The organism is Hydrogeniiclostridium mannosilyticum, from assembly GCF_003268275.1.
Taxonomy (GTDB): domain Bacteria; phylum Bacillota; class Clostridia; order Oscillospirales; family Acutalibacteraceae; genus Hydrogeniiclostridium; species Hydrogeniiclostridium mannosilyticum.
On sequence record NZ_QLYR01000001.1, the window covers coordinates 753,551 to 766,925 of the forward strand.

At 51.9% G+C, this 13,375-nt stretch carries 11 protein-coding genes and 1 riboswitch; of the genes, 4 read left to right on the forward strand and 7 right to left on the reverse strand.

Annotation, left to right across the window (positions count from 1 at the left end; genetic code table 11):
• Positions 1 to 9: 9 nt before the first annotated feature.
• The 3 genes from DPQ25_RS03565 to DPQ25_RS03575 all read right to left on the reverse strand — a co-directional run bounded on the left by DPQ25_RS03565 (position 10) and on the right by DPQ25_RS03575 (position 1,748).
• A complete protein-coding gene (locus tag DPQ25_RS03565; protein ID WP_112331777.1) occupies positions 10 to 351 on the reverse strand; it encodes a cupin domain-containing protein in 342 nt (113 codons plus the stop codon).
• 131 nt (positions 352 to 482) lie between these two features.
• Complete coding sequence (locus DPQ25_RS03570; protein ID WP_112331778.1) at positions 483 to 1,160, reverse strand: Crp/Fnr family transcriptional regulator; 678 nt, start codon at positions 1,158 to 1,160, stop codon at positions 483 to 485.
• Positions 1,161 to 1,526: 366 nt separating this feature from the next.
• Positions 1,527 to 1,748, reverse strand: a complete 222-nt coding sequence (locus DPQ25_RS03575) for a sporulation initiation factor Spo0A C-terminal domain-containing protein (protein WP_112331779.1) — start codon at positions 1,746 to 1,748, stop codon at positions 1,527 to 1,529.
• A 266-nt stretch (positions 1,749 to 2,014) separates the two neighbouring features.
• Between DPQ25_RS03575 and DPQ25_RS03580 the strand changes: the two genes are divergently transcribed.
• Together DPQ25_RS03580 and DPQ25_RS03585 are read left to right on the forward strand one after the other, a co-directional pair.
• A complete protein-coding gene (locus DPQ25_RS03580) occupies positions 2,015 to 2,332 on the forward strand; it encodes a helix-turn-helix domain-containing protein (protein ID WP_177576817.1) in 318 nt (105 codons plus the stop codon).
• Positions 2,325 to 2,636: a helix-turn-helix domain-containing protein gene (locus tag DPQ25_RS03585; protein WP_112331781.1), complete on the forward strand. Its 312-nt coding sequence runs from the start codon at positions 2,325 to 2,327 to the stop codon at positions 2,634 to 2,636. Before DPQ25_RS03580 ends, DPQ25_RS03585 begins: the two co-directional genes overlap by 8 nt.
• Before the next feature lie 90 nt (positions 2,637 to 2,726).
• Here the strand turns inward: DPQ25_RS03585 and DPQ25_RS03590 are convergent, their stop codons facing one another.
• Positions 2,727 to 3,338, reverse strand: coding sequence for a YczE/YyaS/YitT family protein (locus DPQ25_RS03590; protein WP_242978206.1), 612 nt, complete (start codon positions 3,336 to 3,338; stop codon positions 2,727 to 2,729).
• A 377-nt stretch (positions 3,339 to 3,715) separates the two neighbouring features.
• A riboswitch (cyclic di-GMP riboswitch) is annotated at positions 3,716 to 3,799 on the forward strand.
• A 109-nt stretch (positions 3,800 to 3,908) separates the two neighbouring features.
• On the opposite strand from DPQ25_RS03590, the gene DPQ25_RS14510 reads away from it, so the two are divergent.
• Positions 3,909 to 4,160, forward strand: a complete 252-nt coding sequence (locus tag DPQ25_RS14510) for a hypothetical protein (RefSeq protein WP_146740517.1) — start codon at positions 3,909 to 3,911, stop codon at positions 4,158 to 4,160.
• Positions 4,153 to 8,859: an EAL domain-containing protein gene (locus tag DPQ25_RS03595; RefSeq protein ID WP_177576818.1), complete on the forward strand. Its 4,707-nt coding sequence runs from the start codon at positions 4,153 to 4,155 to the stop codon at positions 8,857 to 8,859. Before DPQ25_RS14510 ends, DPQ25_RS03595 begins: the two co-directional genes overlap by 8 nt.
• Positions 8,860 to 8,948: 89 nt before the next feature.
• Here DPQ25_RS03595 and DPQ25_RS03600 read toward each other — a convergent pair whose 3' ends face one another.
• The 3 genes from DPQ25_RS03600 to DPQ25_RS03610 are packed head-to-tail and all read right to left on the reverse strand — an operon-like array spanning position 8,949 to position 13,367.
• Positions 8,949 to 9,866 (reverse strand): ABC transporter ATP-binding protein, encoded by a 918-nt coding sequence (locus DPQ25_RS03600; RefSeq protein WP_112331783.1) that lies wholly within the window; start codon positions 9,864 to 9,866, stop codon positions 8,949 to 8,951.
• Complete coding sequence (locus DPQ25_RS03605) at positions 9,859 to 10,536, reverse strand: ABC transporter ATP-binding protein (RefSeq protein ID WP_112331784.1); 678 nt, start codon at positions 10,534 to 10,536, stop codon at positions 9,859 to 9,861. The genes DPQ25_RS03600 and DPQ25_RS03605 overlap by 8 nt, the downstream gene beginning before the upstream one ends.
• 2 nt (positions 10,537 to 10,538) lie before the next feature.
• Entirely contained in the window at positions 10,539 to 13,367 is a 2,829-nt protein-coding gene (locus tag DPQ25_RS03610) for an FtsX-like permease family protein (RefSeq protein ID WP_112331785.1), read from the reverse strand.
• Positions 13,368 to 13,375 lie beyond the last annotated feature (8 nt).

Consider the following 13,375-nt stretch of genomic DNA (forward strand, 5'->3'; position numbering starts at 1 on the left):
CTCCTCCTTTTATGAGTGAACGAACGCTACCACCAGCAGCATTTTAAACGGTTCCTTGGCAAACACGGCGTGCGGGTGGCGGGCGGGCATGACAATGGATTCCCCCGCTCGCAGTACATGCGGGTCTCCGTCAATCGTAATAAGCCCTTCGCCGTCCAGGCACAGCACCAACGCATCGCCGCCGGATTCATGTGTGCTGATCTCCTCCCCTTTAGCAAAGGAAAACAGGGTGATGCTGACAGCTTCATTTTGTATGAGCGTCTTGCTGACCACCTGGCCCTCCTGATATTGCAGCTCATCCTTCAGCTTGAGCGCCTCTGCCTTACGAATATTTTTCATAATCTCCTGCATCTATGAAAACTCCTTTCCTGAACCCTTGCTTCTGATGTTTTTATCATAGCATAAACCGCGGCTTCACTCCGTAACATTGGTTACGAAAAATAGAAATACTAAATTTTTACAAAATAAAAAATAATGGCGCCCTATAAATAACTTTCCAGGCGCTCCTGGTCCTTGACCGTAATTTCCCGTCCGGACAGCTCAATGATCCCCTCCTCCTGCATACGGCTTAGCTCCCGTGACAGAGAAGGCCGGGCTACGTTCATGTATTCCGCCATTTGCTCGCGCGAAGGGACGCCGCCGGGGCCATCGCTATGCCGCTGAAGCAGGTATTGGGCAATTTTTTCCCGTATGGAGCCGCAGCCAAGCACACGAACCCGGTTGCTCAGCGTATAGGCTTTGCCCGCAAAGACGCGCAGAAGATTATTTTTTAACAGGTTTCCCAGCGCCGCGGGGGCCGCTGTGCCCGCGGTAAAGGCTGTTCCCGGCAGCTCCAGCACCACGGACCTTTCCTCTGCCTCTGCCTGCACTTCATAAGGCTCTTCAATGAATAAATAAACTTCCCCAAAAACATCCCCCGGTCTGTCAATGGTTGCGATCAGCAGCCTTTTTCCCGCCAGCGTATCTCGGGAAATGCAGGCCTTCCCCTTAATTAATACAAATAATCTTTCCGGCTTGTCTCCCTGCTGAAACACCAGGCTTCCTTTTTCATAGAGCTTTATCGTGCCGGGCGCCAGGTCCATAAATTGCAAAATTTGTTCATCCGTCATTCCGCTGCACAAATAGCAGTGCCGCAGCGCCGGCAAAGCCTGCCTATCCACTTTCTTACTCCCCCTCGTTTTTATGCAAAATATCCCGGCTCTGCACCAGCAGAAACCACCGGAGCAGCAAAGATAAAAGCCTTTTCATCTCAGCCCGCCGTTTCGCCGCCGCGGCCATCACCGCGCACCGGCTTTACATAAGCTAAAACCCCGCTGCTATTATACCATATGTCCGCTTCAGCGAACAGCCCCGTGATAAAACGGACGGAGCCCGGGAAGAGGCCGCACAGGGGGATATACTACCAATGGATAGTTGAACCAGCCGCCTGCCCCTCTGTTCGCTATACTGAAAAAAGATTTGTATAAAAAATGAGCGGAATCCGTCCGTTTGGATTCCGCTCACCAGGCAGGCCGTAAGGCCCTTCATCAAACTCGTTTAACCGCCTGCCCGGAGGCATAGCAGATAAATTCCTCTACGCTCGGCACCGTGCTTTTGCTGGGCACCCGCCTTTGATAAGCACTTGTAACGCCGTCAGCCGGGCAGGCGTGCCAGGCCATCTCAATTGCCGCCTGCATATCCCGCTGGATCTCTTTTACCGGCACCCCATATTTTTTTGCCAGTTCACGATAGATCTTTCTCATCGCCATATGAGCTCCTCCTTTTCGCTGATCCCTTTTCAGCCCTTTTTTATAAAATCCCTTTTGTTCCTGCCGATATTTACCTCATTCAACCAACCTGTTAATGTGAGTTAATTTTAGCATAATAAAAACATGAAACATGTCACTTTATGAAGCCAAACCGCCCTTTTAATTTAATATGTAAACTACAGGAACATTTTTGAAGTTTTAGGTTTTTTGTATAATAAATCTTATAATATAATTTTTAAAATATGGGGATAAAGAGTGGTGCCGACATGAATGACTACGGAAGACAAATCGAGCTTTTACTGGTTAAGAGAAACATTTCAAAGGCCGCCTTTGCTGACAAAATTGGAATTACCGTTCAGCAGCTGCATGCTATTCTCCGCGGAAAAAGCATGTCAACCGTGACCACCCTTGAGACAATGGCAGAGATACTGAAAGTCCCTACAGACGTCCTGCTTCAGGATATTGATAAGCGCTTCCTTTTATATGCCATAGACGACTATTTAAATCTTATTGACCGCAGCCGGGCCCAAAAATCGCTGGAGTATTTTTTGTCGATTTTAGAAGAGGAAAAGAAAGATGAATGAACTTTATGTCACACGATTATCCACCTTTCGTAAAGCACATAAATTAACCCAGCAAAGCTTTTCAGAAAAAATCAGCATCAGCTCCGAGCATTTCTCCAAGATTGAAAGCATGTGCAAAAATCCATCCCTGTCGCTGCATATAGAAATCTGCAAGCAGCTGAATGTTCCCTCCGATTGCTTTTTCAGCGAACGGCACCCCGTGCCCGTCCTCTCCTGCCGGCAATTCGAGGCGCTCAGCCTGCTGAAAACGGCTGAGCTGAAGGCGTTGCTGAACCTCCTGCAAACCCTCTATGAAGGGAACTGACACCCACTGTACCCGGATATTTCCCGGGCTGAGCCTCAAATAAAAAAGCGGGCAGCATGACGGCTGCCCGCTTTTTTATTGAAAGCCCAGCTATTCAGCAGCCTCGGCCGCGCCCGTCTGCTTCTGAGCAAGCAGAGGAACCGCAACCAGCTTATTGGAAAGGTGGATCAGCGGCGCCAGGCCGAAGGCGCTGATCAGCGTGCCCAAGCTGACAATTCCCCCCGCCGCATAGCAGATTGCCGCGCAAAGCACATCTGTTGACATGCGGCACCAGAAATATGGAACCCGCGGCAGCCGGCGGTTTATAATGAGCGACAAACTGTCATAGGGCGAAATGCCGATATTGGAGGTCTGATAAAACGACACCCCCATGCTCGACACAAGCACCCCGATGCATACAATGACGAGCTGCTGCCAAAATTCAACCGGAAGCAGCCCCATTTGCAGCCAAACCTCGTAAAAAAAGCTGGAAACGTACCCGAGCAGGCAGGCATTGATGATGGTACCAATACCAACAAAAGACCGTCCCGCAAAAAACTCAATTGCAAACAGTACAATATTCAGCAAAAGCCAAAAATGCGCATACGGAATATGCAGAAAATCAGACAACGCCATGGTCATGCCGCTGAACGGGTCGTTGCCAAGGCCCGACAGCTTAAAGATGCTGATGCCTACGCCAATCAGCAAATTTCCTGCCAGCATAAGCAGGTACCTTCTGAATGAAATCCCCTTAAAATAGGCCGAAAAATTGTGTTGCACGTTCATTTCCCCCTCTGCGTTATAAATTATATAGCAAACCATAGAAAATGACCATACTTTTTTATAAAAACAAAGTAAAGGGGGCTTAAAAGCGCTTTGCAGCCTTCTTGAAAGAATATACAGGCAGAGATTTGTAACAACGCACGATTTTCAGCGGCATCCTTCTATCAATATCACTAAAATTTATGTTTATTTAAGTTGTTTTACGTTCTGTAAAAAATAAAAAGTTCATAATTCATTGTCAACATTTTGCAAAAATGGAATTAATTGGAATAAATTTATTGACAAGTAAACAAAAGCATGATACTTTATTAACAAATTGAATATTTTGGCAAACCCGATGAAAACCGGTGACGCAAAGCTATAGGGTCTTCGTCCTTTGGACATGACAGCCAGTTGCAGCATCAGTACACTGTTTTAAGGAGCAGTGGCTTTTGTTTTGTACTGTCCGCCTGCAAGCTTTACGCTCGCAGGCTTTTTATAATTAAAAAACAGAAATGAGTTTTGGTTCAGATGTATCGACTAATAAGCGGCGCCTATTCTTTAGAAGGCGAGACATATCTCTCATTCGGCATTCAATATGGGAATATTATGATTGAGGATATTTCCATGGAGCAGGCTGAGGTTGAGGGTCTCATCGCGCTATGTAACCAGGAAAAGCTGGATGTGCTTCAACTGCCCGGTGTTGTGGCCGACTTTTTGGATGCCCCCGAGATGTTCGCAGGCTGTACAAGCCAACCTGCCGGAGGACGCTTCTATGAATGAACATGTATTAACCCCGGCACAGCGGCAGGCGTTTACACGGCTTCGGGCTATGATGCAGGCCTACCTGGTAGAGCGCGACACGGAAAAGGCGCTCTCCTTTTTTACCGAGAACACGCATAGTATTGGAACGGGCGTGCAGGAAATTGCGCTGAATAAGGCCGGGCTGCGGACTTTATTTGAGGACGAAATTCACCACGACCCGCTGCCGTTTCAAATTGCCTACAAGGAGGTTTCCGCCGCAGGCGGGGAAAACAACGGAACCGTCTCCATTTATGCCCTGCTTCAGGTAAAAAAAAGCCTTTCCACCGGCGTTCCCCTTTGTGTCAACATGCGGCAGACCGCACATCTGTGCAACATCGGCGGCGAATACTACATCCGTCTAGTCCATGCCTCCATTCCTGCCATACAGCAGCAGGAAAATGAATACTACCCCATTTATTTTGGCGAGCAGACCCTTCGGCAGCAGCACGAAAAACTGGAAAGAAACGTGCTGAGCCTGCTCAACGAGACCATGCCCGGCGGTATTTTCGGGGGATATAACGAGCCTGGCTTTCCGCTCTATTTCATCAATAACCGCATGCTGGAATATTTAAACTACCCCAGCTTTGAAGCTTTTCAAAAAGCCATAAACGGCCGGCTGCTCAACAGCGTGCCCGACAGTGAGCGCCTTCAGGTGGAGTCGGCTGTTACCGGAGCCCTTCAGAAGGGCGGCGCCTACTCGGTGACGCATCGCATGCTCAAAAGCGATGGGGAATATATCTGGGTTTATAATAAGGGCCGCTGCATTCCGACGGAGGACGGCCGCAAGGCAATTATCAGCGTCTGCTTTGACATCACCAGCCAGGTCGCCGCACAAAATGAGCTCGGGTTCATTGCGCAAAGCCAAATCGGGGGCCTTTTTAAGGCCCGTATGGACGAGGGCTTTTCACTGCTTTACGCCAATGAATATTACTACCGCATGCACGGCTACACCCGCCGGGAAATGAAGGAGCTGCTGCACGACCAAGCCGTCCACCTGGTTTACCCCGATGACCTCGCCGGGGTTTCCGCGCAAATTGAGCAGGCCATTCGGGAAAAGAGGGAGTCCATTGCTTTGGAGTACCGGATCGTCCGCAAGGATGGAACAACCGCCTGGCTGCATGCCAGCGCCGGCCTCAGCGAGGCGAACGGCTGCTATTACCTCAGCGGCATGGTCATTAATATTGATGAGCGCAAAAATTTTGAACAGCAGCTGCTGTGGAGCGAAAAGCGTTTTCAGATTGCCATTGAGCAAACCTCGATCAACGTGTGGGAATACGACCTGAAAACCAGGTCTATTCTACAGACGGATAAATCCTACCAGACCTTTGGCATCGGCAAGGTCATTCATCAAGTCCCTTACAGCCTGATTGAAAAAAAATCCATTCATCCGGACGATGCCAAAAAGTATATAGCGCTTTATGACAAGCTGCACAACGGCGCTAAAACCGCGAGCGCCGTTATCCGCATCCGGGCTACGGATAGCCAGTTTTATTGGATTAAAATAAACTACACCAATATATTCGACGAAACCGGCGCCCCCATACGGGCGGTGGCCGTATCGGAGGATATTACCGCTCAAAAGGAGGCCGAGCAGCGTTCCTTTCAGGAGGAGCACCTGCGGGAAATGCTCTCAGCCGACGTGCTGGTTTCCACAAAAATTAATCTGTCGCAAAACAAAGTGCTGCGTATTTGGAGCGACAGCTACCACCCCTATGCCTTTCAGGACGTTATCTCTTACACACAGCTCTACGCAGAGGTTATCAGCCACATCGCCAATTCCAGCGACAAAAAGCGCTTTGCTGGACTATTTGCCCCCGCCGTACTGATGAAGGCCGCCGAAAACGGGCGGAAAAGCCTGTACGGAGAATACCGCTGCATGGACACCGCCGGGCACATCATCTGGTGCGCTTTTCATTGGACAATTATGTATGACCCGGACAGCGCCGAGCTGTTTGCCTTTGGCTATATCCGCGACATCAACGAGCGAAAAAAGGCCGAGCTGGTGCTGCGTGAACGCGCGGAACGGGATGCGCTCACCGGCCTTTACAACCGCCAGACCATGGAGTCCCTGATTGACCAGCTGATTCACCAAAGGCGGCGCAAGGGCGCGCAATATGCTTTTCTCATGATAGATGTCGACGACTTTAAACAGGTCAACGACACCTATGGCCATTATTACGGCGACCAGCTATTGCAGGAAATCGGGCGCATACTGCGGACGGATTTCAACGGCAGCAGCCTGACCGGGCGGCTTGGCGGTGATGAATTTGCCGTTTTCTTTGAGGATATTCCCGGCAAACAGTGGGTTACTGAAATTGCCGCCCGGCTGTGTAAAAAGCTGACGCTCAGCTTTGGCGTCAACGGTGAGAAGCTGCAGGTTTCCGCCTCCGTCGGTATCGTCATCGACCGCTTTCAAGGCGCCGATTTCCAACGCATGTTCCAGCAGGCTGACCTGGCGCTGTACAGTGCCAAATCTCACGGAAAGGCGCAGTACAGCTGTTTTAACAGCCAACTGGGGCAGCCTGACGAGCTGCAGCTGCTCAGCGACGGGTGCGTTGCCAAGCAACACCTGGGAGAACGCTGCATGCTGGACGAAATGGACGACTCCATCTTTGTCATCGACGAAGAAAGCCACGACGTCCTCTTTATGAACCAAGTGGCACGGCAGACGTTTAACATTGACAGCTATGCCGGCCGTAAATGCTACGACATCCTACAGGGTTTTTCTCAAATCTGTGTTTTTTGCCAGACACATCTGCCTGAAGAACACGGCTTCAAGAGCTGGGAAAATACCAACGCGCGCCTGCACAAACGTTTTATTATCCGCGACAAAATTATCCGCTGGGACGGCAAACGAGCACGCCTGGAGATTTTCACAGACCTCAGCATGCAGGAATCACGCCTCCATTCTAACGTCAAGGCGGATCGGATGCTGCTGGAATCGGCCTCGCTTTTGCTTACCTCCAGTACGCTTGGGACCGCTGTACGGGATATTTTGGAAAAGCTGGGCAAATTCTACCGAGCGGACCGCGCGTACTTTACCAGGGTACAGCTCGCGCACAGCCTTCAGATTGCCCCACAGGAGTGGCGTGCACCCGGCATTTGCTCCCCGCGCGGCGGGACCGGCCGCATTGAGCAAGGGTTTCTGTCCATTTGGCATGGCGACCCGCAGGCCAAGCCCCTGCTTGTATACCGGCAGATAGAACAGATGCAGCCGCTGTTCCCCGAAAAACACGCGCTCCTCCGGGAACACGGCGTTTCCGCTTTTGCCGCGGCAATCCTGCTGGACGACTGCCTCCCCATTGGATATATCGGCCTTGAAAACCCGCGTGACAATCTTGACAACACCACCTTAATACAATCTCTGACCCACTTTTTAAACCATGAGATTAGTAAACGCCGGTTGCAGCAGCAACAGCTCTATATGGCTGAACACGACAGAATGACCGGGCTTTTAAACTGGCAGAGCTATAGCAACCTTTTGGCCCAATTAAAGCCGGAGACGCTCTCCTCCCTTGGACTTTTGGTCGCGGACATCAACCGCCTGCGCGTACTCAACCAGGAATATGGGCACGGCTATGGCGACCAGCTGCTTCATTCCCTTGCCTCTGCCATGAAAAAGGAATTTTCACCGGCCTATGTGTTCCGGCTGGACGGCGACTCCTTTCTTGCATTCTGCCAGGATATTACCTACAAGTCTTTCCTTTCACACATCCACCGCCTGCTTGCTGAAGTCAACCGGCAGTACCCCGGGTGTGTGGCCTTCGGCTGGTCTTGGGACGATGCCGATATCAGCCCCGACCGTATTTTTAACCGTGCCCAGGAATTTTTGTCTGTGTCCAAGGCCGAAAAAAAGGGCGCCGCACATCAGGACAGCCGTGTGCAGGCCATCCGCCTGCAGCGGCTTCAGAACACCATTCAGGAGGGCAAGTTCCGGGTTTACCTACAGCCAAAGGCCGAGCTTTCCACCGGCAGGCTCAGGGGCGCCGAGGCGCTGGTGCGCTATGTGGACGAGGTGCACGGGGTTGTGCCGCCGGCCAAATTCATTCCACAGCTTGAGACTGAAAATATTGTACGCTATATTGACTTCTTCATGCTGGAAAAGGTCTGCGCAATTTTACAGGACTGGACAAGGCGTGATTTCCCAAGCTGTCCAATCTCGATTAATTTTTCCCGCCGAACACTGATGGAGGACTGCATCGTGGAAAAAATCTCCGCTGTGACAGACCGCTACCACCTGGATCATGCCCTTTTTGAGATTGAGATCACCGAAAACATCCGAGAAATCGACCGCCATATGCTCCGAGAAATCAGCGAGAGCCTTGTTTGTGCTGGCTACCGAATCTCTCTGGACGACTTCGGCTCGGAATACAGCAACCTTTCCATTCTTTCCACGCTGCCGCTCAGCGGGCTGAAGCTGGATAAAAGCCTCATTCAGGACCTCTACGCCAACCCCTCCACACATATTTTGGTTAAAAGCCTGATTCAAGCCTGCCATGAAATGGGCATCGACAGCACCGCGGAGGGCGTTGAAGAAGAGGAACAGCTTAAGATTTTGCAGGCGATCGGCTGTACCTATGCGCAGGGGTACCTGTTCAGCCCGCCCCTTTCCGTTCAGGAGTTCGAGCAGGAATATCTGGACTACTCCTCACATATGGTGTCGTTTCTATCAAGATAAGTGCAGCCCCCGGCGCCGGGGGCTGCACTTATCTTGTCTTATGATGATGAAGGCATTTCAGCCGGGAGAGGCTCCCATTTTTCCGTTTGCTATTCAGCCGGGGGCTGTTCCTGAGCCGCCGGCTGCCGGGGCGCTTCAATCATTATTTTACCATTCGCATACTCCATCTTGACCTTATTGCCGGCAACGCCGAGCTGCTCCAGCATTTCCCTGGGGATTTGCACGCGCCCTGCTTTGTCGAGCACTGCAAACTCCTCATGGGCCTGAACCTCCTCCTCAAAAAGGTTCAGCGAGCTGAGCTTGTCGGCATAGCTTTGCTTGACAATCATCTCACTGCTGGTCTTTCCATCCCGGATGGCCACCACCCTGTTCACCTTTTTGGACAGCAGGCGGTCATGTGTGACAATAACGACCGTCAGGCCCTTCTCCTGGTTCAGCTTGCGAAAAGCATCCAGAATATAGCTGCCGGTTTTTACATCCACCGAACCGGTGGGCTCGTCGGCCAGGAGGATTTTCGGGTTATTCGCTAGAGCGATGGCAATGGCGATGCGCTGCTGCTCGCCGCCGGACATTTGGCTGAGCCGGTTATTCTTTTTATGACTCATGCCCACCAGGTCTAAAAGCTCCAGCGCACGCTCCTTTCGCTGCTTGCCGCCGCTGATCATCATAGGCAGCTGAATATTCTGCAAGGCCGTCAGATAGGGCAGCAGGTTTCTGGCATTATTCTGCCACACAAAGCCGACTGTACTGCGTTTATATTCCACCAGCTCCGCCTCGCTGAGCTTAAAAAGGTCCTTGCCGTCTACAAACAGCTTGCCCGCGGACGGACGGTCCAGGCCGCCGATCATATTGAGAAAGGTGGATTTTCCGCTGCCGCTGTTGCCGATAATCGCCATAAGCTCGCCCTCGGCAATATTGATCTCCAACCCCTGCAGGGCCAGCACCTCAATATCCTTGGTCTTATAAATCTTGACCAGGTTTTCGCATACGATGATGTCTTCAGCCATGGATGATCTCACCGTCCTCCAATTCATAGGCCACGTCGCCGATTTCCATCAGTCCCGTGTCGTGGGTTGTCATGATAATGGTCACGCCTTCGCTTTGGGTCAGCTCCTTGAAAATTTTGACTACCTGCAGGCCCGTTGTTGTATCCAGTTCAGCCGTCGGCTCGTCGGCAAACAACACCTTAGGCTTGTGGGCAATCGCCCTGGCAATGGCAACGCGCTGCTGCTCACCGCCCGACATCTCCTGCGGCATATGGTTCATACGGCTGCCCAGGCCGACCATCCGCAGGCACTCCTCCACCCGCTCCTTGTGGCCGCCCTTATACTTTGCCAGCCGCAGCGAAAAATCGACGTTTTCAAAGGCATTGAGCATCGGGATCAATGCCACGGACTGAAAGACAAAGCCAATCTCGGTGCGGCGCAGGGTTCCCCGCTGCTGCTCTGAAAGCTTTGTGATATCCTGGCCCTGAAAAAGCACCTCGCCCTCCAGCGGATAATCCAGCGCCCCCAGAATATTCATCAACGTCGTCTTACCGGAACCGGAACGGCCCTTCAGCATGGTTAGTTTTCCCCGGGGGACGGTGATATTGATGCCTTTGAGCGCCCAAAACAGCTCGCCGCCGGCAACGGGGAAGCCCTGCCTGACATTTTTGGTCTCAATAATATTTTCCACCGTTAATCCTCCCCCAGCTTCAACGCCTGCGAAATCTTAATCTTGGAAATCAACCACCCAAGAATGACCATGCACAAAATCATCATGCCCGCAATAACGGCAAACAGCCGGACAGAGTCGCTCTGCGCACTGACAACCTCCAACGGAATCACCTGGTCCGCCGCTGAATAGGCAATTTGAATCAGGGGCACAAACAGCCTTGCGGCCAGGTTGCCGACCAAAACGCCCGCCCCGATGGAAACGCCGGAAATAAAGAGCTGTTCATTGAGCAGCATGGCCAGAATCTCCCGCATTGACATGCCCATAGCGCGGAATATGCCAAATTGCAGCGCCCGGGACTGAATGGAAAGAATCCAGTAAATCAAAAAGCCTGTCGTACATAGGATTAAAACCACGATGAACCCTACGGTCAGTACCCCGTTGGTCCCCTGGAACATGGGGTCGTTTTTCAGGTCGATGAGCTGCGCGTTGGCATCCTTAAAGAGTACCAGCCAGGCGCCCGTGTCCTTTACAAAATCATAAACAGGCTGAGAGGATCCCTCCATCTTCATCCAAACCTCATAGGGCGTTACCCCCCAGGCAGACTGCACCTGCTGCAGGTGCGCCACAATTAGGAAATTGTCCGTCTCCTTGACGGCGCCCTCCTTGGAAATCTCACGGGTAACGGGCGCATAGGTGGGCCAGTAATCCACAAACCCGTAAATGACCCCTCTGGCAGATTCCCCATACTCATTTTTATAGGTGATGATATCGCCCACCTTGTAGCCGTAAAGCTCTTTAAAATTAGAGGAAACCAGAACGCCTCTGGCATCCTGCGACATAGCGTTAAGGTAAGCATACCAATGAGTGGGCAGGAGCTGCTCCTTAAACCAGGCGGTCTCCCCAAATTCCTTGGTATTAATTCCCATTAGGGTCGCACCGGAGATGCTTCCCTCGTTTACAGAAACCGACACGCTGTTGTTGCGCAGCACCTTGGTTACGCTGCCGACCCCGTCAATCTGCATATAACGGCTGAAGTCCGGCTCATAATAGGTCAGCTCCAGCGTCCCGGTGGCATCGTTCGCCACCGCCTGCTCGTTACTGGTCCATTTCTCCTGGAAAACGATATCCGCGCCGGTGGCATAGCGAATCTTTTCCTCCGCATTGGCATTGATGGTCCGTGCGGCCTGCGCGCTGAAAATTCCCATCGCCATGGTCAAAATTAAAAAAATCATAATAAAGCCCTGGTTGTTCCGGGTGCGGAGGATGCGCAAAAACGAGGCATAAAGCGACGGCGGCCACCACCTTTTCCCAATGGTAAAAATCAGACGTACCAGCAACGGAAAAATCCGGAGGATAAACAGCCCGGAACCAATGATGAACAAAGAGGAACAAAAATACAGCAGCGGATCCAGAGCGGCCCCATCTGCCACCTTTTGAGCCAGAAAATCCTTTTGGCCGTTAAAGCTGTATAAGCCGTAAACCGACACAGCCAGCAGCACCACGTCAAGAAAAATTTTCTGCCACCACGGAGCCCGGCCCTTTTTGTTTTTCCGCTGCTTATGTGCGACAATGGTCACATTTGCGTAGCGAACGGCGGGCAGAACCATTGCGCCGATGGAGAACAACGCTGCCAACCCCGCAAACAGCAGGGACAGCGGGTTGATTTCAACCTGAAGCGCCGTACGGCGCACAAACTCCAGAAAAGCGTTGGAGGAGCCCAGCAGCTGACAGATAAGAATTGCCAGCGGGATGCCCAGCAGCAGGCTGATGACGGCGATGACGGCGCTTTGCAGCAGATAAATCCACAAAATCTGCTTTTTAGCCGCGCCGCGGCTTTTCAAAATAGAGATTTCATTCTGCTCCATGGAAAGCATTTGCTGGGAAACCATAAAAATGAACGCGCCCAGCAGCACAAAAATGGGCACCTGCAGCACCCACAGCGTCACATTCAGTTTATCTGCCTGCGGAATATACTCCTCCAGCAGCTCCTGGCAGTAGAATTGAATGCCCTTGTTGGAAAGGCCTTCAAATTCCTCCTCATAGCGCTGAATAACCGCCAGCATCTCCTTGCTCTCATCACCGCGCATCCTGTTGTGGTCCAGCACCGTATAGAATTCGGCCTGAAAATTACACCGCGGCGCCTCGTAGTCGGCAATCAGAGTTCTAAAATTATTTTCGCTCATAATCAGCGTGTCGTTCCAGGCCGTAGGCGCATCCTGCCAGTAGGGGTCCTCCTCCAGGCTGTTTTCAAACACGCCCACAATACGCACCGTCATGGGGGCGCCGTTCTCGCCCTCTACGCGGGACATTTCCAGCTCCTGCCCCAGCATCAGGTTTTTCTCCACCAGCGTCCGTTCGGTTACCATCACCTCGACGATGCCGCCGTCCACCGGCTCCTGTGCATACATCTGCCCGGCGGTAACGTTGATATGCTCCTCTATATTGGAGTAAAATCCGAGGTCGACGTTGAGGTCCTCCTCCTGTTCCTCCACCGCAGGCTTGGGGACGGCCTTCGTGTTGGTCACATAATAATGCGTCACCTGCTCCAGCGCCGGGACGTTCATCTCTTCCGGCAGCTGGCGCATCCGCTCCTCTGCATTGGCAACGGCCTCTATCCCCTTTGCGCCGGTACTGGTCCCAACAAACGCCGTGCGCAGCACCACTGCTCCCGGGTAGGCATCCTCTTCCACAATATACTGGTTCAGATCCCGGTTCAGCATGCGCTGCAAGGCCGCCTGGGAATACATGGGGCCGCTGGAGGCAATGGCAACCAGAAGAATATTGCCAATCAAAAGGCTGACGGCCATCCACTTTTTGTTCAATAGCTTTCGCTTTACAAATTCCAGCATCACAGTCT